The 20034-nt window shown below is 62.8% G+C and carries 17 protein-coding genes; 12 read left to right on the top strand and 5 right to left on the bottom strand.

The genetic code is table 11. The features are described from left to right. The first annotated feature begins 127 nt into the window (after nucleotides 1–127). The 5 genes from SAJA_RS15020 (at nucleotide 128) to SAJA_RS15000 (ending at nucleotide 7165) form a co-directional block, all read left to right on the top strand. Nucleotides 128–1690, top strand: a complete 1563-nt coding sequence (locus SAJA_RS15020) for a pyridoxal phosphate-dependent decarboxylase family protein (protein ID WP_123659485.1) — start codon at nucleotides 128–130, stop codon at nucleotides 1688–1690. After that, entirely contained in the window at nucleotides 1680–3026 is a 1347-nt protein-coding gene (locus SAJA_RS15015; protein WP_245963351.1) for a lysine N(6)-hydroxylase/L-ornithine N(5)-oxygenase family protein, read from the top strand. The genes SAJA_RS15020 and SAJA_RS15015 overlap by 11 nt, the downstream gene beginning before the upstream one ends. Further along, nucleotides 3016–3585, top strand: a complete 570-nt coding sequence (locus SAJA_RS15010; protein WP_184999934.1) for a GNAT family N-acetyltransferase — start codon at nucleotides 3016–3018, stop codon at nucleotides 3583–3585. The genes SAJA_RS15015 and SAJA_RS15010 overlap by 11 nt, the downstream gene beginning before the upstream one ends. Beyond that, nucleotides 3582–5384, top strand: a complete 1803-nt coding sequence (locus SAJA_RS15005; RefSeq protein WP_123659483.1) for an IucA/IucC family protein — start codon at nucleotides 3582–3584, stop codon at nucleotides 5382–5384. Before SAJA_RS15010 ends, SAJA_RS15005 begins: the two co-directional genes overlap by 4 nt. A gap of 98 nt (nucleotides 5385–5482) precedes the next feature. Then, nucleotides 5483–7165: an ectoine synthase gene (locus SAJA_RS15000; protein ID WP_123659482.1), complete on the top strand. Its 1683-nt coding sequence runs from the start codon at nucleotides 5483–5485 to the stop codon at nucleotides 7163–7165. Nucleotides 7166–7222: 57 nt separating this feature from the next. On the opposite strand, the gene SAJA_RS14995 is transcribed toward SAJA_RS15000, so the two are convergent. The 4 genes from SAJA_RS14995 to SAJA_RS14980 form a co-directional block, all read right to left on the bottom strand. Continuing rightward, nucleotides 7223–8506, bottom strand: a complete 1284-nt coding sequence (locus SAJA_RS14995) for an ArgE/DapE family deacylase (protein WP_123659481.1) — start codon at nucleotides 8504–8506, stop codon at nucleotides 7223–7225. A 60-nt stretch (nucleotides 8507–8566) separates the two neighbouring features. After that, complete coding sequence (locus SAJA_RS14990) at nucleotides 8567–10585, bottom strand: CocE/NonD family hydrolase (protein ID WP_123659480.1); 2019 nt, start codon at nucleotides 10583–10585, stop codon at nucleotides 8567–8569. A 28-nt stretch (nucleotides 10586–10613) separates the two neighbouring features. Then, entirely contained in the window at nucleotides 10614–11900 is a 1287-nt protein-coding gene (locus tag SAJA_RS14985; RefSeq protein ID WP_123659479.1) for an ATP-grasp domain-containing protein, read from the bottom strand. Nucleotides 11901–12037: 137 nt separating this feature from the next. Then, nucleotides 12038–12388, bottom strand: coding sequence for a hypothetical protein (locus tag SAJA_RS14980; protein ID WP_123659478.1), 351 nt, complete (start codon nucleotides 12386–12388; stop codon nucleotides 12038–12040). A 143-nt stretch (nucleotides 12389–12531) separates the two neighbouring features. Here SAJA_RS14980 and SAJA_RS14975 point away from each other — a divergent pair, with 143 nt between their 5' ends. The 4 genes from SAJA_RS14975 (at nucleotide 12532) to SAJA_RS14960 (ending at nucleotide 15364) form a co-directional block, all read left to right on the top strand. Next, entirely contained in the window at nucleotides 12532–13461 is a 930-nt protein-coding gene (locus SAJA_RS14975) for an ABC transporter ATP-binding protein (RefSeq protein WP_245963350.1), read from the top strand. Continuing rightward, the gene (locus SAJA_RS14970) at nucleotides 13458–14219 is read left to right on the top strand and encodes an ABC transporter permease (protein WP_123659476.1); all 762 of its coding nucleotides are present in this window, start codon (nucleotides 13458–13460) and stop codon (nucleotides 14217–14219) included. The genes SAJA_RS14975 and SAJA_RS14970 overlap by 4 nt, the downstream gene beginning before the upstream one ends. Nucleotides 14220–14340: 121 nt before the next feature. Next, nucleotides 14341–15132 carry a 5-deoxy-glucuronate isomerase gene (iolB, locus tag SAJA_RS14965; protein ID WP_123659475.1) on the top strand — a complete coding sequence of 264 codons (792 nt, stop codon included), beginning with the start codon at nucleotides 14341–14343 and terminating at the stop codon, nucleotides 15130–15132. 52 nt (nucleotides 15133–15184) lie between these two features. Then, nucleotides 15185–15364: a hypothetical protein gene (locus tag SAJA_RS14960; protein WP_123659474.1), complete on the top strand. Its 180-nt coding sequence runs from the start codon at nucleotides 15185–15187 to the stop codon at nucleotides 15362–15364. Nucleotides 15365–15525: 161 nt separating this feature from the next. On the opposite strand, the gene SAJA_RS14955 is transcribed toward SAJA_RS14960, so the two are convergent. Further along, the gene (locus SAJA_RS14955) at nucleotides 15526–16491 is read right to left on the bottom strand and encodes a sugar phosphate isomerase/epimerase family protein (protein ID WP_123659473.1); all 966 of its coding nucleotides are present in this window, start codon (nucleotides 16489–16491) and stop codon (nucleotides 15526–15528) included. 357 nt (nucleotides 16492–16848) lie between these two features. On the opposite strand from SAJA_RS14955, the gene SAJA_RS14950 reads away from it, so the two are divergent. The 3 genes from SAJA_RS14950 to SAJA_RS14940 are packed head-to-tail and all read left to right on the top strand — an operon-like array spanning nucleotide 16849 to nucleotide 19907. After that, entirely contained in the window at nucleotides 16849–17856 is a 1008-nt protein-coding gene (locus SAJA_RS14950) for a Gfo/Idh/MocA family protein (protein WP_184999933.1), read from the top strand. Nucleotides 17857–17867: 11 nt separating this feature from the next. Further along, a complete protein-coding gene (iolG, locus tag SAJA_RS14945; RefSeq protein ID WP_123659493.1) occupies nucleotides 17868–18863 on the top strand; it encodes an inositol 2-dehydrogenase in 996 nt (331 codons plus the stop codon). A 24-nt stretch (nucleotides 18864–18887) separates the two neighbouring features. Then, entirely contained in the window at nucleotides 18888–19907 is a 1020-nt protein-coding gene (locus SAJA_RS14940) for a Gfo/Idh/MocA family oxidoreductase (RefSeq protein ID WP_123659471.1), read from the top strand. Nucleotides 19908–20034 lie beyond the last annotated feature (127 nt).

Genomic DNA, 20034 nt, shown 5'->3' with positions numbered 1-20034 from the left:
GCGGTATCGGATCTTTCGTCTCGAACCGGGAACAACCGAACGATTGTTGTGTCATGAAGATATCACGAGGTGATGTAAGGCTTGCCCCGGTTTTGAAACAGCGGCCAGCCACGGCCCAGGAGTAATCATGGCGCTATCTTTTAGTCCCGACATCGCCAGCGACTACGCCATCGAAGCCGCGACACTGGTCAACCGGCGGGGCTGCAAGCAGCTGCTCGAGCAGTCGCACGCCGCGATCGATACCGTGGCCATGGCGATCGACCGGGCCCGCCGGCCGTGTAGTGGGGCGAGCCCGAGCGAACTCCGCCCGGCCGTTGATCGCGTCTGCCTGGACGGGCCGGGCATCGGTTTTTCAGAGGCACTGGCCGAGCTCGGCCCGCTGTATCTCGACCCGGCGATCTATTTTCACCATCCGCGGTATGTCGCACATCTGAACTGTCCGGTGCTGACCAGTGCGGCCGCGGCCGAGATGGTCGCTGCGACGATCAACACCTCGATGGACACCTGGGACCAGAGCGCCGGTGCCACGCTGATCGAGCAGAAAGTGATCGCCTGGACCGCCCAGCGTGCGCACCTGCCGGCCAGCGCCGACGGCATATTCACTAGCGGCGGCACCCAGTCCAATCTCATGGCCCTGCTCCTGGCGCGCGAGCATTACAGCGCCCGCCACTTTGGCCCTGGCTCTGTGGCAATGAACGGGCTGCCGCCCGAGGCAGCGCGCTGGCGTATCTTTGCCTCGGAGATGAGTCATTTCTCGAGTGTGAAGGCAGCGTCCCTGCTGGGACTTGGCCAGAAGGCCGTGGTGCCGGTGGCCGTGGACAGCGCCTGGCGCATGGACATCGACGCACTGGAAACGGCCATGGACAGCGCCCGCGCCGCCGGCGAGATCCCGATCGCGGTGGTGGCCACCTATGGCACGACCGATTTTGGCAGTCTGGACGACGTGGCCGGGGCCGCGCGCCTGGCCCGGCGGCATCAGGCGTGGCTACACGTTGATGCCGCCTATGGCTGTGGGCTGCTTGTTTCTCCCACGCGCGGGCATGAAACCCGGGCGCTGGCACAGGCGGATTCGATAACCGTGGATTACCACAAGGCCTTTTTCCAGCCGGTAGCCTGTAGCGCGCTGCTGGTGGCACGCGGGGCCGATCTGGGCCACGTGACCCATCATGCGGATTATCTGAACCCGGTCGAGGCCGCGGAGGCGGGCACGCCCGATCAGGTGAATAAATCGCTCCAGACCACGCGCCGCTTCGATGCGCTCAAACTCTGGATGAGCCTGCGCAGCGTCGGCGCCGAGGCCATCGGCCGGTTGTTCGATGCTGGCTGTGCGCTGGCACGCACCACTTATCAACGCATGCTGGCCGAGCCGCGGCTGGATCTGTTGCATGCCCCGGAGCTGGGCACGATCGTGTTTCGCTTCCGGCCGAGCCTGGGCCTCGCGCCTGCGGTGCTGGATGAACTCAACGAGGCCATCCGCTCTGATCTGGCCACGCGCGGCGAGGCGATGCTGGCAGCCACCCGTGTACGCGGGCGACGCTATCTGAAGTTCACGCTCTTGAACGCCGAAACCACGCCGGACCAGATGGACGAGATCGTCACGCTGGTGCTGTGCACAGGCGAGCGCCTGGCCGCTGATCGCGTGCCGACATTGGCCGTCGTGGGTGGCCGGGAGACGCGTGATGCCGGATAACACCGCCATGTCGGCACATGTTCACGACGTGATCGCCATCGGCGTCGGCCCGTTCAACCTCAGCCTGGCCGCCTTGGCCGAACCCGTGGCTGATCTGGATCTCGTCTGCCTCGATGAAAACACGGGCTTTGACTGGCACCCCGGGCTGCTGCTCGAGGGGGCCACGCTACAAACGCCGTTTCTGGCGGATCTGGTCACGCTGGCCGACCCGACCAGCCCCTACAGCTTTCTCAACTACCTGAAAGCCACGGGCCGGATCTATGCGTTCTATATTCGAGAGCAGTTCTTCATGCTGCGCGCGGAGTACAACCAGTACTGTCGCTGGGTGGTCGAGCAGCTGACCAGCATCGTGTTTGATCGGCGTGTCACGCAGGTCAAACACGACGCGGCGAGTGACACTTATATCGTGACCACGCACGCGCCCAGCGATGGCGCCGTGCAGCGATATCGGGCGCGTCATCTGGTGCTGGGCACCGGGCCCCAGCGGTTTATCCCGGCGTGTTGTCAGGGCCTCGACGGCCCAGTGTTTCACGCCGTGGATTATCTCGAGCACCAGGACACGCTGGCCGCCGCCCAGTCCGTGGCGATCGTTGGCTCGGGGCAGAGTGCGGCCGAGATCTTTCACGACCGGTTGGCCTATCTCGGCGCGGCTGATCGTCTGGACTGGTTCACGCGCTCGCCGCGGTTCTTTGCCATGGCTTATGACAAGCTCACGCTCGAGCTGACCTCGCCGGAATACATCGATTATTTCCACGAGCTGCCCGAGCACACGCGTCAACGCCTGGCGGTCGCCCAGAAGCCGCTTTACAAGGGGATCGATCGGGATCTGTCGGCGGCGATCTATGACACGTTGTATGAAAAACAGGTCCACGGCATCACCGGGATCGGCCTGCAGGCCAACGCCAGCCTGACAAACGTGCAGCGGGACGCGGCCGGGCGTTTTCATCTGTCATTTACCCAGACCGAGCAGGGCCAGGCGTTCACCCATGTGGCTGACGCGCTCGTTCTCGCCACGGGGTTTTCGCATCACGTGCCCGACTATCTCGCGCCCATCGCGGACCGGCTGCGCTGGGACAGCCAGAACCGTTTTGACGTGACGCGCTGCTATGCCATCGATCAGGCCGAGCGCGCGGTGTTCGTGCAGAACGCCGAACTGCACACCCACGGCTTCACCGCCTCGGACCTGGGCATGGCCTGTTATCGCAATGCCGTGATCCTGGCCGAGATCACCGGGCGCGAGGTCTATCCCATCGAGCAGGCGATCGCGTTCCAGACGTTCGATGCCCGCCAGCAGCCCCAGGCGACGCCCGATACGAGCCTGCGCCGTGAAGGCTGAGCGGGCGCCGGCGCCACCCATCGGCCGGCTGACCCTGCGCGATTTCGAGGTGGCCCGCGATGCGCCCACGGCCCATGCCTGGTTGACCGATCCGCATGCCCGCTTCTGGGGCATGGGCGACAACACGCCTGTGGAAACACACGACTATTTCGCGCGGATCGCGGCCTCGCGCACGCACCAGGCCTGGCTCGGCAGCCACGATGATGTGGCGACGTTTCTTGTCGAGTGCTATGACCCGGCGGCCGATGTGATCGGCGATTTCTACGCGGTGGCCGCCGGTGATATCGGCATGCATATTCTCATCGCCCCGCCCAAGACACGCCGGCGCGGGTTCACCTGGGCGGTCTTTTCGTTCGTGGTGGACACGATCTTTGCCCAAACCACGGCCGAGCGCATCGTCGTCGAGCCGGATATCAACAACACCGGTATTCATCGTTTGAACGCCCGCGCCGGTTTCGTGGCCGAACGTGAAATCGATACCGGTGAAAAAACCGCCCTGTTTTCGTATCTCGCGCGTGCCCGCCACGCGCAATGGCAGCCATCCGGAGCCCCGTCATGACCGGTCAACCGATTACCGCAGCCGCCCGCTGTATCGCGCATATCCAGCCCGCGCACTGGCAGGCCGCCGATCGCGGGCTTGTGGCCAAGATGCTGTCCGAGTTCACCCACGAGGGGCTGTTCGAGCCGGCCGCGCTCGGCAACGAGACCTACGCACTGACGAACGACGACGGCACACGCCTCTATCGCTTCAGCGCCCGGCGCTTTGCGCTCTGGCACTGGGAGATACGCCCCGACTCGGTGGCCTGTATTGAAGGCGATACGCCCGTGGCCTTGGACGCCGCCCGGCTGTTGATCGATTTTCGTGACACCTTGGGCATGCAGGATCCCGTGCTGTCGCTCTATCTCGAAGAGATTGCGGCCACGCGTTACAGCGCGGCCTACAAGCAGGCCAACGCCCACTTGAAAGCGGCCGATTTTCCCGGCGCCGATTTTCAGGCGATCGAGGCCGCGATGACCGAAGGGCATCCGGCGTTCGTGGCCAACAACGGGCGCATGGGCTTTTCCGGCAGCGATTTTCTGGCTTTCGCGCCCGAGGCCGCCACGCCGATCCGGCTGATCTGGGTTGCCGCACATCGCAGCCGGCTCAGCGTGGCCGCCGCCGCGGACCGCACGATAGAGGGGCATCTGGCACGCGAGCTGGATGCCTGTACCCGCGAGCGCTTTGCCAACCAGCTCGACGAGCAGGGGCTGGATGCTGAGGCGTATCTGTATATGCCGGTCCATCCCTGGCAATGGCAGAACAAGCTGGTGTTCGCTTTTGCCGACGAGCTGGCAAGCGGGCATCTGGTCTATCTGGGCTTCGGGCCCAACGCCTATCAGGCCCAGCAATCAGTTCGCACCCTGTTCAATCACGACGTGCCCAGCCGCTGCTACGTCAAGATGAGCCTGTCGATTCTCAACATGGGGTTCTCGCGCGGGCTGTCGCCGTACTACATGAGCGGCACGCCGGCGATCTGTGACTGGCTGGCCGCGCTTGTCGAGGGCGACGCCACGCTGCAGGCCATGGGTTTTTCGATCCTGCGCGAGGTGGCGGCCATCGGCTATCGTCATCCGCGCTTCGAGGCCGGGCTGGCCAAGACGGATGCGGCCAACAAGATGCTGTCCGCGCTCTGGCGCGAATCACCGGTCACGCGTCTGGGCGAGGGCGAGTCACTGATGACGATGGCCGCGCTGCTGCATCGCGACACGGCCGGCGATTCGGTTCTGGCAGCCTTTATCGAGGCCGCCGGCGGCGACGTGGACGCCTGGCTCGACGCCTGGCTGTGGGCATACATGGGCCCGGTGCTGCACTGCTTCTATGCCCATGATCTGGTCTTCATGCCACACGGTGAAAACCTGATCCTGGTGATGAAAAACCATCAGGTCGATCGCGTGATCATGAAGGATATCGGCGAGGAGATTGCCGTGATGGATCCGGCGGCTGCACTGCCGGCCGATGTCGCGCGCATCGCCATCCCCGTGCCCGAGGACGTGCGCACGCTTTCGATCTTCACCGATCTGTTCGATCTGATCTTTCGTTATGTCGCCCCGATTCTGGCCCGTGATTGCGGCTACGATGAAACCCGCTTCTGGGACCGCGTGGCGGCTTGCATCACGCGCTATCAGAACGCGCATCCGGCGTATCACGATAAATACGCCAGGTATGATCTGTTCGCCCCGGATTTCATCCGCTCCTGTCTGAACCGGCTACAGCTGGCCAATAATCGACAGATGCTGGATCTGGCCGATCCCACAGCCAGCCTGCAGTTTCACGGCCGGCTGGCCAATCCTGTCGCGGCTGGTGCCGGTGGGGGCTGATATGCGGACACCAAAACTGTCGTAAGGTGAGATATAGCCAGGCGCGCGGCAAAGGCGCACGCTCCAGGCTACAGCTCATCCAATTGTGGGGTTTTGGAATGCTCGTTCGTCAAAGCAATGATAACCAGGAACGTGATGTCTTCGTCGACGCTGGCGACTGGACCAGCCGCCGCCTGATTCTGGCCGGCGACGGGGTGGATTACTCGATCCACGACACGACCATGAAAGCCGGCACGCATACGCTGCTGGCTTACCCGCACCATCTGGAATCGGCGTATTGCATCGAGGGCGAAGGCGAGCTCGAAGACACCGTGTCCGGCGAGCGCTACCCGCTGAAGCCCGGCACGTTATACAGCCTGAATCGAAGCGATCGGATACGTCTACACGCCGAAACGGACGTGCGGCTGATCTGTAACCTGATGCCGGCACTGGCCGGCACGGAAACACTTGATTCCGAGGGCGGTTATCCGCTGGTGCCCGAGGCTCGGCCGGCGCTGCGCAAGAAGAACGTGTTCGTGGTCAATCTGAACGAGTTCAACCTGGGGCGGCTCAAATCGATCCGCAACGCCGACAACTATAATTTCCTGAAGCTGCTCGATGCCTCGGACGTGCTGGAACAGACGCACTACGATATCGATGCGATCCTCACCAAGGCGCGCAACACGCTGCAGCAGTATCCGGGCGAGGTGGACGGGCTGATCCATTATATCGATTTCCCGGTATCCACCACCGTGCCGATTCTGTGTCAGGAGTTTGGCCTGCCATCGGCCTCGCTGGAAGCCGTACTCAAGTGCGAGCACAAGTTCTGGTCGCGCTATGAGCAGGCGCAGTGTATCGCCGATCATATTCCCAAATTCGCGGCTTTCGATCCGTTTGACGACGACGCGCTCGACAGGATGGGCATGGCGTTCCCGTTCTGGGTCAAGCCGATCAAGTCGTTCTCGTCATATCTTGGGTTTCGGATCGACGATCGCGACGACTGGGATCATGCGATCAAAGAGATCCGGGCCCATATCGGGCGCTTCCAAGGCCCGTTCGATGCGCTGCTTGAGCGCGTGGACATGCCGGCCGAGGTGGCTAATATCGGCGGCGGCGACTGTATCGCCGAGTCGATCATCGGCGGGCGCATGTGTACCCAGGAGGGCTTCGTTCATAAAGGCAAGCTTCGGGTCTATGGCACCGTGGATTCACTGCGCGAGCCCAACGGATCGTCGTTTTCGTCCTACCAGTACCCGTCGCGCCTGCCGGCCCGCGTGCGCAAGCGCATGACCGAGATCGTCGAGATCTTTCTATCGCATATCGGTTACGACAATGCGCCGTTCAACGTCGAGTTCTTCTGGGACGCCAATACCGATCAGATCTGGCTGCTGGAGGTCAACCCGCGAATCTCAGAGTCGCACGCCGATCTGTTCCGCAAGGTCGACGGCGCCTCGCACCATGAGGTCTCGGCTGATCTATCGCTGGGCGCGCGCCCGCGCCTGCCGTATCGCGACGGTGAGTTTGCCTATGCCGGCAAGTTCTTCATCCGCAGTTTTCGCGATGCCTTCGTCAAGAACGTGCCCGACGGCGATGCCCTGGCTGAGGTGGCCCGTCAGGTGCCCGATACCATCGTGCGCATTACCTGTGAGCCGGGCAAGAAGCTCTCCGAGCTGATGGACCAGGACAGCTACAGCTACGCCATGGCCATCATGTGGATCGGGGCCAGCTCGCCGGCCAAGCTACAGAAGAACTTCGAGAAAGCGGTCGAGCTGCTCGACTTCGATCTCGAGCCGATCGGCTAGACACGCATAACAATGCCGGCGCACGAGGCGCCGGCATCGCTGCGTCGTCGCCCGACGTCAGCCGGCCAGCGCCAAGGCCTCGCGCTCGCAGGCCAGCAGGCGCTCGGTGGCCTCGACCAGTGTTCGTGCCACCTTGACGGTGTTGGTCATCGAAACCCATTCATCGGGCGCGTGGGCCTGTTCGATATTGCCCGGGCCGAAGACCACGGTGGGCACGTTGCCCACCCGTACCCAGGCCGACATATCACAGCCATAGGGCGCAGCCGACACGGTCGGCGCCTGGCCAAAGGCCATGGCCCCGGCGCTGGATAGCGCATCCACCACCGGATGATCGCTACGGGTTGTCGCCGAGCCGAATCCGGCCGCGCGCCAGGTGATCTTCGGCGGGTGGCTGGCCAGCCAGGCGTGATCCTTTAGCCCCTCGGCCAGGGTTGTTTCAAACCGCGCCTTGGCCTCGTCGGTGGTCTCCGATAGCGCCACGCCGATACGTACCTCGATCTCCAACCGATCCATGACCGACGAGGACCATTGCCCGCCGTGGACCGTGCCCACGCTGGTGGCATAGGGCAGGGCCAGGTTCTTCATCAAGGGATGATTTTCTTCGGCGTTGAGCCGGCGCTCGCCTTCGCGCAGCACGTCATGGACCGCCAGATAATGGTCCAGCGCGTTCTCGCCCATCAATCGCCGGCTGGCATGGGCTGATAGCCCCTGAATTTCTATCTTGGCCGACATGGCCCCGGCATGAGCCACGATCAGCTCGGGCTGCCCGTTCTTTTCCGTGGGCTCGGTGACGATGGCCACGTCACCCACCCAGCCACGCCGGATCGCGGCCAGCGTGCCCAGGCCCGAATCCTCCTCGGCCGGCACGGCCACCAGCACCACGCGGCCGGCGAAATCACGCGAGCCCCGGGCAAAGGTTTCAAACGCCTCCAGCGCAGCCACCACACCCGATTTCATGTCACAGGCGCCGCGGCCATAGAGCCGGTCGTCTTCGATCTCGCCCGCAAAGGGCTCGTGGGTCCATTGATCATAGTCGCCGGGGGGCACGACATCGACGTGCCCGGTGAGCACCACGGTCGGGCCCGGGCGCTGGCCGCGGACCATGCCGGCCACGCAGGGCACCCAGGCGCGCTCGATCTCGTGGCCGGGATAGGCGGGATCGGAAATCATCTTGCCGATACCGTCGAACCAGTAATCCACCTCCGCGCCGGATTCAGACAGCCAATCGGCAATACGCCGGATGGCCGCCTCCTCATCGCCGGTGATCGAAGGAATACGTACGAGATCGACAAGGCGCTCTCGTAGGCGCGCCTCGTCGATAAGCTGGTGTCGGTCAGTCATGTCTTAACCCGTTAACAAGACGATGACTGCATCATACCGCCCGCGGGCAGGCTGTCGCGGCTAGACCTGATCGCGCGGCACCGTGACCCGCCATTCGTCCTCGTAAACCACTTGATCATCCTCGAAGGCGGTGAGCTGGGCCTGGATAAAGAAACTGTTCTCGTCCGAGGTCATGTGCGTATGCGTATACGTGCGCACATTCCAGCCATGGCGCTTGAAGCCCAGGGTCCATTCAGCCTCGCCTTCGACCGACAACACATCATTGCCACAGCTGGAATAACGCTCGTGGCCGCGTTTTTCGATCTGCGTGCCGGTATCGTCGAGCACGTAGATGCCTTCCGAATCCACGATATCGACGGATGTCTTGCCGGTATGCAGATCGTGGATGATCTGCCAGGTGTTGGTGGCCGGCTCGACCACGGTATTGGCCGGCTTGATCGAGCCGGTAGGGCGCGGCAGGGCCGGCAGGTCGGCGTCTTCATCGCGCTGGGGGCGCACGGGTAGCGTCAGCGTCGAGGCATCGGGGAACACGCTCAGCGTAACCGCCTGCGGCGACGGCCAGGCCAGCGGCCAGTACGTCGGCGATAGCGACAGACGGATACGATGCCCGGCCGGGAAACGCTGGGCGACATCGTTGAGCTGGATGCGCACGGTATAGCGCTCGCCCGGCACCAACGGCTGCGGGTTTTCGTGCGAATCCCGGTGATTGAGATTGAGCACGGTATAGGTCACGCGGGTCACGCTGCCGTCCGGGCGGACATCGTTGAGCCGGGCCGCGATCATCGCTGTCGGCCGGTCCACGGACAGCGTCAACTCCACGACTGGCGCGCCCAGTATTTCCAGCGGGGCATCCAGAGGTGCGGTTTCAAAGACCAGCGAGCCGGCGTCGTCGTTACGCTGGTCGCCGGAGAGATCCGGCCCGTCGGCATATGAACACCACTTGCCGGCCTGCAGGCCCACGGTCAACGGCGAGCAAAGACGCTTGGCGCCCACCTTGCCCGGCGCGGCTTCGGTCAGCGTGCCGTCGCCGAGATGCAGCGTTTGGGGTTCGATATTGGCCGACGGCCAGCCGGGTTCGCCGACCCAACGTCCGGGGCGTACATCGTACTGACGCTGCGGCGAGGCCGAGTCGAGCATCCAGGCGCGAACCGCCGGCTCGTCCATGATGCCGGTATCGATGCCCTTGAGCCATTGATCCCACCAGCGCAGCGATTCCTGCAAGAACCCGATCGCCGGGCCGGCCTCGCCCAGATGCGGGTAACGATGGCTCCACGGGCCGACCAGGCCCTTGGTGGGCGCATCGATATTGGCCAGCAGCCGGAACACGGCATTCGAATAGCCGTCTGCCCAGCCGGATACGGCATAGATCGGGCACTGGATACGCGAAAAATCCTCGCACACCGAGCCGTGCTTCCAGAACGCATCGCGATGTTGATGCCGCGTCCACTGATCCAGCCACAGGCCCGAACCTTTCAAGCGTTCCAGCCACATCTCGCGCCAGCGATCACCCACGACTGCCGGGTCCGGCGGGCAGGAATTGCCGGCGAACATGATGGAAGCCCAAGAGAGGTTGTCGGCCAACATGCAGCCGCCCATGTAATGCACGTCGTCGGCGTAGCGATCATCGGTCGAGCAGACCGTGATTACGGCTTTGAGCGCTTCCGGCTGCAAGGCAGCGATCTGTAAGCCGTTGAACCCGCCCCAGGAAATGCCGATCATGCCGACGTTGCCGTCGCACCAGGCTTGATCGGCCAGCCAGTTGATGATCGATACGCCGTCTTCGAGCTCGGCGGCGGTGTATTCGTCTTCCAGCACGCCTTCGGAGTCCCCCGAGCCGCGGATATCCACGCGCACCGAGGCATAGCCGTGGCCGGCAAAGTAGGGGTGGTTCAGATCATCGCGCGGGCGGGTATGGTCGGACTTGCGATACGGGATGTATTCCAGAATCGCCGGCACCGGGTTATCGGCCGCGTTCTTGGGCAGCCAGACCCGGGCCGCCAGGTGCACGCCGTCGGCCATCGGGATCCAGACATGATCGAGTTCTTCGACTTCGTTAGGGAATATTTTGGTCTGGCGCATGGCGTAGTGTCTCCTTATGACGCGACGATCAATCGGCCGGGCGGATATCGAAATCCAGCCGGTCGCGACACAGCAGATAACGCTGGTCGAGCTCTTCGGGGGTATCGCCGCCGATATATACCAGCGCCAGGGCATAGCTGTAGGTTTCCTGATGCGTCAGGTCCAACAGCCGTGTACCGGGGGCCACGTGCGGCTCGAAAATTATACCCGGAACCTCGCGCGACAGCGCATCAACATCATCGACGCTTGGCACTCGGCCCACGATGCCGTCGACGTAGCTGCGAAGGAAACAACAGGCCGCATACTTGAAGGCCCCGCCGCCATCAGGAAACTGCGGCTCGCGCCCGAGAGCCACATTGACCGCGGCCTCGTGGTTGGACACGCCATCCACTTTTTCGAACAGGTCCGAATGGTGCTGGGCGATGCGGGTATTGATCTCCAGCAGCCAGACGGTATCGGCGGCGGCGTCCCAGAAGAACTCGACGTTGAACGCCGACTGGTCAAAGTCGATATGCGCCAGAACGCGGCGTGAAATATCCTCCATCTGCTCGCGCGCACGCCGGGGCAGGATCGAGGGGTATTGATAGCGCAGAAAACTCGAACGGCCCTCGGCGCGAATCGAATCGATCAGGCCGAAGAAATGCACGTTTCCGTCCTGGACATAGCCCTCGATCGTGCACTGCTCGCCGCCGATCAACGACTCGGCCAAGCAGAAGCGCCCGCCCACGTTGGCCACCTCGGCCGGTAGCGTCGCATGATCGAGAATCCGGTCGAACGGCTCGGCGAAGATACCGATATGCGCGCGTATCTCGGCCAGTGCGGCCTCGAACGCGGCGTCGTTATCGATCCGGAAACCCAGATAAGAGCCGGCCGATTTCACCGGCTTGAGCCAGAACGGATATGCGATCGAGCACGCGGCGATCGCGTTATCGGCAAACGGGTCGACCAGCGCAAAATCCGGAATATGCTCAGGCACGATCTCGCGTTGGGCCAGGCGCGACCAGTATTTGTGCTCGCACTTGAGCAGCGCCTCGAGCGAGGGCGCCCGCAGCCCAAAACGCTGCGCCAGTATGGGTAACATCGTCGATACCGGGAAATCGACGTAGCCGATCAACGCATCCGGCGGCGTCTCATGCGCCTCGACCTGCGCGGTGGCGCGGGCAAGCATGTCATCGATCGGGAAATACTCGGCTTCCATGATTTCGGCCGGATCGATCAGCCCGACGAAGCGACAATCCCGTGCCGACGACAACCGCTCCAGCTTGGCCTGGTTGAAGCCGTCCATACCGAGTACGAAAACCGTCTTGTTGCCCATCCAGGGTTCCTGCCACGAGTTGTAAGACCAGTCTTAAACCATCTCGCGCGGCTTGCACAGTAGGCGGCCGGTCCCGCTTATGGTGTGGCCTGTATGGCCGGTGCGTCTCGCCTGGTCGCGGGCCATTCAAGCCGGCATCAATCGTCGAAGGCGTTCTCGAGCTGACGACGGTCTGGGTTGGTGTTCGATGGCCCGCGCTGTACGCCGTTGGCGCCGCTGAAGTCGTTGTCGTTGTCATAGCCCAGCCGGCGTGTGCCACGCGGATAGCTCGGCATCGTGTCCGGGCCGGCCTGTGGATAGGCGCGGTTATTGCCGCGCGCCCGGGTGGCGGGGGCTTGTCCCGCGCCAGCCCCGCCGCTCATGGCGCCGCCACGCCCGGTGGCTTGGTTCAGGGCGCCTGCGCCCTGAACCGCGAACCCGGCCGTGCTCCAGGCAGCGGCAACGCTGCATATCGTGATCGCGGCCGCAGTCGTCCATCGATTTTTCATGGCTGCTTTATTGTTGAAACGACATTTATAAGCTCAGCCTACGCGCAAGCCGTGACCAGCGCATGAACACGCGGCGGGGCCGCGGATCGGGCGTGTCGATCTGCCATACTTGCCGTCTTTGCTGGTATCCACAGGAGTCGGCGTTGACCGAACCCGTTATCGAGATCGAAGGGCTGTACAAGACCTACGACTCCGGCTTTTCTGCCCTGAAAGATATCCACTTATGCATTCCCAAGGGCGAGATCTTCGCGTTGCTGGGCCCCAACGGGGCCGGCAAGACCACGCTGATCAATACCATCTGCGGCATCGTCAACCCCACGAGTGGCACGATCCGGGTCAACGGCTATGACGTCGTGCGCGAGTTTCGCAAGGCGCGTGAACAGATCGGCCTGGTGCCACAGGAAGTCACTGTCGAGCCGTTTGCCAAGGTCTTTGCCACGGTCAAGTTTTCTCGGGGCGTGTTCGGCAAGGCCCGCGACGATGCCCACGTCGAACGCGTGTTGAAGGATCTGTCGCTCTGGGACAAGCGCGACAACATCACGCGGGAAGTGTCCGGCGGTATGAAACGCCGCGTGATGATCGCCAAGGCACTGGCCCACGAGCCGCAGGTGCTGTTTCTGGACGAGCCCACGGCCGGGGTCGACGTCGAGCTGCGCCGGAGCATGTGGAACGTGGTGCGCCGGCTGCGCGAGCAGGGCGTGACCATCGTGTTGACCACGCATTACCTGGAAGAGGCCGAACAGATGGCCGATCGTATCGGCGTGATCCAGGACGGCGCCATCGCGCTGGTCGAGCAGAAGACCGCACTCATGGACAAGCTCGGCCAGAAGCGTTTGAGCGTGCGCCTGGCCGATCCGTTATCGCACGTGCCCGAGGCACTGGCCGGCTATGACCTCACGCTGGAGGATGCCGGCCGCACGCTGGTCTATACCTACAGCGCGCATAACGAGACCTCCAATATCCGGCCGCTGTTTGCCGATCTGGAAGCCGCGGGCATCGACTACGTCGATATCGATACCAAACAGAGCTCGCTCGAAGAGATCTTCGTCGACCTGGTGGGAGACAAGTCATGAATTTTCATGCCATCAAGACGATCTATGCCGCCGAGATGTACCGCACCTGGCGCACCCTGTTTCAAAGCGTGCTCAGCCCGATCATCTCCACCTCGCTGTATTTCGTGGTCTTCGGCTCGGCCATCGGCTCGCGCATCAACGAAGTACAGGGCGTGTCCTACGGCGCGTTCATCGTGCCCGGGCTGATCATGCTCTCGTTGATGACCCAGGGCATCTCCAACGCCTCGTTCGCGATCTACTTCCCGAAGTTCATCGGCACCATCTACGAGCTGTTGTCGGCCCCCATTTCCTTCGTGGAGATCGTGACCAGCTATGTCGGGGCCGCGGCCACCAAATCCGCCGCCCTGGGCCTGATCATCCTGGGCACCGCCACCTTGTTCGTGGACATACAAATCGCCCATCCGTTCTGGATGCTCACGTTCCTGGTGCTGACCACCATCACCTTCAGCCTGTTCGGTTTCATCATCGGCATCTGGGCGGACAACTTCGAAAAGCTGACCATCATCCCGCTGTTGATCGTCACCCCGCTGACGTTCCTGGGCGGCACGTTCTACTCGCTGGATATGCTGCCCCCGCTATGGCAGAAGATCACCTTGATCAACCCCGTGGTCTATCTCGTGTCCGGCTTCCGCTGGAGCTTCTACGACACCGCCGACGTCAGCGTGGGCCTGAGCCTGGGCATGATCGGGCTGTTCCTGGCGATCTGTATCGCCATCGTGGCCTGGATCTTCAAGACCGGGTATCGGCTGAAGTCATGACGATACGCCCGAGGTCGAGGGCAATCACGACTAAAGTATGAAACAAAAAAATTGAAATAGAAGTAAATAAAAAATATGTTCTATTTCAATTGTTCGTTTCATCACTCGAGGCGTGATCGCCATGGATTTGTTGCTTCACCCAGACCGCAACGCCGAGCAGACGCTCGATACCGGCCAGGCTGCCGAGGCGCTTGATTATGTCCGGTTCCGGCACCGCCGGCTTGCCGAGGGCAGCCGCTACACCGACGACAGCGGGGCGCACGAGCTGTGTCTCGTCATTCTGTCCGGCAAGGCCACCATCACCGCCGGCAGCCACACCTTCGAGGCGATCGGCGAGCGCATGAGCGTGTTCGAGCAGGTGCCGCCGCATGCGGTCTATCTGCCCAACGGTACGTCCTTCACCGTCGAAGCCTTGACCGACCTGGAAATCGGCCTATGCGGCGCCCCCGGCCGAGGCGGCCACACCGTGCGCCATATCGCGCCCGAGGACATCAAGCAGTCGACCCGGGGTGAAGGCGCCAACGTGCGTCATATCCACGACATCCTGCCGGAGACCGAAAGTGCCGACAGCTTGTTGGTGGTTGAGGTCTATACACCGGCCGGCAACTGGTCGAGCTATCCGCCGCACAAGCACGACGAAGATAACCTGCCAAACGAGTCGTTTCTGGAAGAAAGCTATTACCACCGGCTCAACCCGGCCAGCGGCTTCGGCTTTCAGCGAATTTATACCGACGATCGTTCAATAGACGAATCGATGGCTTTTGGCGACGGTAGCTGTGTGCTGGTGCCACGCGGGTATCACCCGGTCGGTGCGCCTTATGGCCATGATCTGTATTACCTGAACGTCATGGCAGGGCCGAAGCGGGAATGGAAATTCAACACCGATCCGGATTTCGCGTGGCTTGTGAAGTAAACGTTGTGGCAGCCCGCACGACGCATCCGATCGCATCGGAAGGAGCAAGGCGATGAGTGACCTATACGTAGACCATGCCCTGAGTGCAGGACCGGATACCGGCCGGCCAACGACCTGGGCGTTGGCACACCCGGTCTGGGCACGCCTGGGCGCGCTACTCGAACGGGCCGCACGTTATTGCGGCACCCACAGCGCGGGCTATGTGACGCCGCTGAGTCTCAAGCAGCGCTGATCACGCCGTGCAGGCCAGCCGGCAACGCGGAAACCCGTTGCCGCCCGGCCCGCGGACGTCGACATGACGAAGCCGGCTTCGTGCCGGCTTTATCGTCTAGAAAATATCGCCCATCACGGCCGGCCGGCGACGTGCCTTCATCGACGCCGGCCGCGCCTTGATCAACCCGGCAGAACAAAGTCCGGCTGCTCGCGCGGCATGACCCGGTTGAGCAGCTCTACCGAACGACGCATGCCCTCGTTGCGAGACAGGTTCTGGTCTTCGTGCTCGATCGAGAGCACGCCGTCGCCGTAGCCGCGAGCCTGAAGCTGCCAACAGAACTCGCGCCACCACGCCTCGGGCTGGCCGTAGCCAAGCGTGACATAAGACCAGCTCCGCTCAAGCACGCGATCCATCGAGCGGCTGTCCAGCCGTGTGGCATCGGCCAGATTATGGGTATCGATATACGTGTCCTTGGCATGGACATGGTAGATACATTCTGAATAACGACGGATCATTTCGATGGGATCCCCGCCCATCCAAATGAAATGGCTTGGGTCGAAGTTCAGACCCACCGTGGGCCCCACGGCATCACGCAGCTGCATGAAGCTCGGCATGTTGTGCACCAGCTGCGCGCCGTGGGCTTCGATACACAGCTGATTCACGCCGCGTGCGTTGGCGAAATCGGCGAGCGTTTTCCAGTAGGGAATTGCCACCTCGTTCCATTGATAATCGAGCGCTTGCTGGGTTTCCGGCGGCCACGAGGTGGTGATCCAGTTGGGCATGCTGTCGCCGGGCGCGCCGGCGGGCAGGCCCGACATGAGCACGATTCGTGGTACCTCAAAGATCTCGGCCAGGCGCAGTGCGTCGTAGACGACCTTCGATTGGCGTTCGCCGTCGGTGGGGTGAAGCTGGTTGCCGTTGGCAGTGAACGCCGAAATCTCCAACCCGCGATCCTGAATCCTGGCCCGTAGCTCGCGCTGGCGTTTCGTATCGGCAAGCAGCTCGGCGACATCGCCGATATGAGCGGCGTCTCCCCAGTTGCCCACACAAAGCTCGATCGCGTCGAGCCCAAGCTCGGCGGCGTAGTCCAGCATGGCGTCGGTGCCCAGCTGCGCGACGCTGTCGGTGACCATCCCGATTTTCATATTGTGTTCTCCGTGCGTGTGAACCGACGCGCAAACTCGCGCCACGCGGTCGAAATTAGAATGCAAATTCCACGTAATCAAGACGTCGACCCACGCGGCACCCAGACGTCGGCACGGCCGTCACAACGGCCACACCCGTGTACGCCATGCCGACCGGGTAGGCGCTAACTTATTGATTGAAAAAAGCCATAAGCAGGCGATCCGGTTCATGCGCGACGAATAAAAACCACGCCCAGGCGACGACCGGGGTCGACTAAAGTATGAACCAATTAATTTGTGAAATTCAAAAATAGAAAATAAATTCTATTGGTAATGCGGCCACTCGGCGCGCGTTTCGTCGTTACCGGGGAAGCTATCTTGGCATCAAAGATCATCAACTGGGGCGTCCTCGGCGCGGCTGAAATCGCTTGCGAGCAGACGATTCCGGCCATTCAGGCAGCCCCGAATAGTCGTGCCTATGCCATGGCCAGTCGGCGCGGCGTGCCCGAGGCGTTGATCGAGCGCTTCGGTTTCGCGACCGGTTACGGCGACTACGACGAACTCCTGGCTGATCCGGCCGTGGATGCCGTCTACCTGCCGCTGCCCAATGCGCGCCACGCCGAGTGGACGATCAAGGCCGCGCGCGCCGGCAAGCACGTCCTGTGTGAAAAGCCTGCTGCGCTGACGAGCGTCGAGGCGCGCCAGGCCATCGCGGCCTGTGAAGCGGCCGGCGTGATTTATATGGAAGCCATGATGTATCAGTTTCATGCCCAGCATGCGCGGGTACGCGCACTGATCGACAGCGGGGCCATCGGGGACGTGCGCGGTGTACATGTGAACCTGACGTTCAACCTGGAAAAAAGCCTGGCCGATTTCCGCCACGGCGCCATCGAAACCGGCGGCGGCAGTCTTTATGACCTGGGCTGCTACTGCATTCACACCGTGCGCAGCCTGTTGGGCGAACCCGACCGGGTAGCAAGCGTTGCTCGGTTCGCCGGTCCGCAGCGGGCCGAGATGTCCGCGGCTGTTGTGCTGGGCTATGACACCGGGGCCAAAGCGAGCTTCGACTGTGGCATGGACGCCACCGGGCGTCATGCCTACGAAGTCTACGGCACGGCCGGCGTCATTCGGCTCAATAAAGCCTTTGTGCCCCAGGCCGACGGCGACGGCCCGATCGAAATCGTGGACCACCGTGGCCGCGTGACCCACGAGCGAGTCACAAGCTTTCAATACGTAAACGGCGTGGCCCATTTCGCCGACTGCGTCATCAATGGCCAGACCCCGGACTACGCCCCGGCCGACGTTCTGGCCAACATGCGTGTGCTCGATGCCTGTATCGAGTCGGCTTCCAGCCAGCGTCTCATCAAGTTGGAGAAAACATCATGAACGATAAAATCATGAATCTAGCCATAATCGGCGCCGGGCGCATCGCCCACGTCCATGCCGCGGCGGCGGCGGCCGATCCGCGTATTCATCTGCAAAGCGTGGCCGATATCGTGCCCGAGGCCGCGCAGCGGCTGGCCCGTGAATACGGCGCGGCCAGCGTCGAGGTTGATGCGGTGTTTGCCGATCCGGGCATCGATGCCGTGCTCATCGCCTCGTCAACGGCCACGCACGCCGAATTTCTCGAACGGGCCGCGAAGGCGGGCAAGGCGATCCTGTGCGAAAAACCCATCGCCCTGGATATCGCTCGCACGAAGGCCGCGGTCGATGTCGTCAATGCCCATCCGGTGACCTGTGCGCTCGGGTTCAATCGTCGCCACGATGCCCAGTTTGCAGCGCTCAAGCACGGCCTCGCGCACGGCCGCATCGGAACGCTGGAAACGCTCACCATCATCAGCCGAGACCCGGCGCCGCCGCCGGTCGAATACCTGAAAGTCTCGGGTGGTCTGTTCTTCGACATGATGATTCACGATTTCGATACCGCACGCTGGCTGCTTGATGAGCCGATCAGGAGCGTATCGGCAGCCGGCGCCGTTCTCATCGACGACGAGATCGGCAATGTCGGCGATGTGGATACCGCGATGGTGACGCTGATCACCGAGTCGGGCCGGTTATGTCATATCCAGAATTCGCGGCGCACCGCCTTCGGCTATGACCAGCGGATCGAGGCGTTCGGCAGCGCCGGCATGCTGCAGGCCGTCAACGAAACCGAGACCCGCCTGCGTGCCACCACTGCAGACGGCGAGAGCGTCGAGCCGCCCAAGCATTTTTTCCTGGAGCGCTACAGCGCAGCCTATGCCAGCGAGCTGGGCGATCTGTATGACGCCTGGATCAGTGGTGGCCAGCCCATGGCCACACATATCGACGGCTACGAGGCGCTACGCCTGGCCGCCGCGGCCGCCCAGTCGCTGGCCGACAACCGCACCGTCGCACTCAGCGAAATCGGCTGATAGCGCGTCAAAAGGAGAAACACCATGGCAGAGAATCTGCGTATTGCCGTGATTGGCACGGGCCGTATGGGCAGCGACCATATCAAGCGCCTGACCCACACCATTGCCGGGGCCGACGTCACCGGCGTGGTCGATATCGACGCCGGCCGCGCGACCGCGGCGGCCGCGCTGGCCGGCGACCATGCCAAGGTGTGGAACGACCCGCACGCGGCCCTGGCCAGCGGTGAATATGATGCCTTTGTGCTCACCACGCCGGGCATGCTGCACTACGACGTGCTCATGGACGCGCTGGACAAGCGCGTGCCGATATTCTGCGAGAAACCGCTGACGGCGGATGCCGCCACCGCGCGCGAGATCGTCGACGCCGAGGCCGCGCTTGGTCAGCGGTTGATCCAGGTGGGCTTCATGCGACGCTTCGACGCTGGTTATCAGCGTCTTAGAGGTTGGTTCGAGGACGGCTCGCTGGGCGCGGCTTTGATGCTGCACTGCCGGCATCGCAACCCGACGTCACCGCCGAACTTCACCGACGCGCTCATGATCTATGACTCGGTGGTCCACGAGATCGACGGCGTGCGTTATTTCACCGGTGAGGAAATCACCGAGATCACGGTACGCCGCGGCCGGGCCAGCCGCGGGGCCGGCGGGCAGCTGTCCGATCCGCAACAGATCCTCATGCGCACCGAGTCCGATGTGCTGGTTGACGTCGAGATATTCGTCAACGCTGCCTTTGGTTATCAAGTCCATACCGAAGCCGTGTTTGAACAGGGCGTTGTCGATATCGGCGGTGACGAAGGCGCTTATGTCCGCACGGCCGGGCGTTGGGGCGGGGCGGTCACGCCTGGTTTCGAGCAACGGTTTGCCGCTGCCTTCGACACCGAGTTTCAAGGTTGGGTGAACACCCTGCGCGCCGGGCGCGCGCCCGACGGGCCGAGCGCGTGGGACGGCTATGCGGCCGCGGCCTGCTGCGAAGCCGGCGTAGCCGCCCAGGACAGCGGCGAGACCGTCGCCGTGACGCTGGGCGACAAGCCGGCGCTATATCGCTGACCGGCCGGCCGTTGCCGGGCGCCGACTTTAGTCGAAGGGCGATTGAAATCCGTGTTCCGCCTCGGCATTATTTGGAATAAATAATCCACATGCGAACGGACTGAAACAGTCGTTCCTCGATGTCGGA

The sequence above is a fragment of the Salinisphaera japonica YTM-1 genome (assembly GCF_003788585.1).
Lineage (GTDB): Bacteria > Pseudomonadota > Gammaproteobacteria > Nevskiales > Salinisphaeraceae > Salinisphaera > Salinisphaera japonica.
The sequence above is the reverse complement of the archived record's forward strand: the minus strand, read 5'-3'. Positions and strand labels throughout refer to the sequence as shown.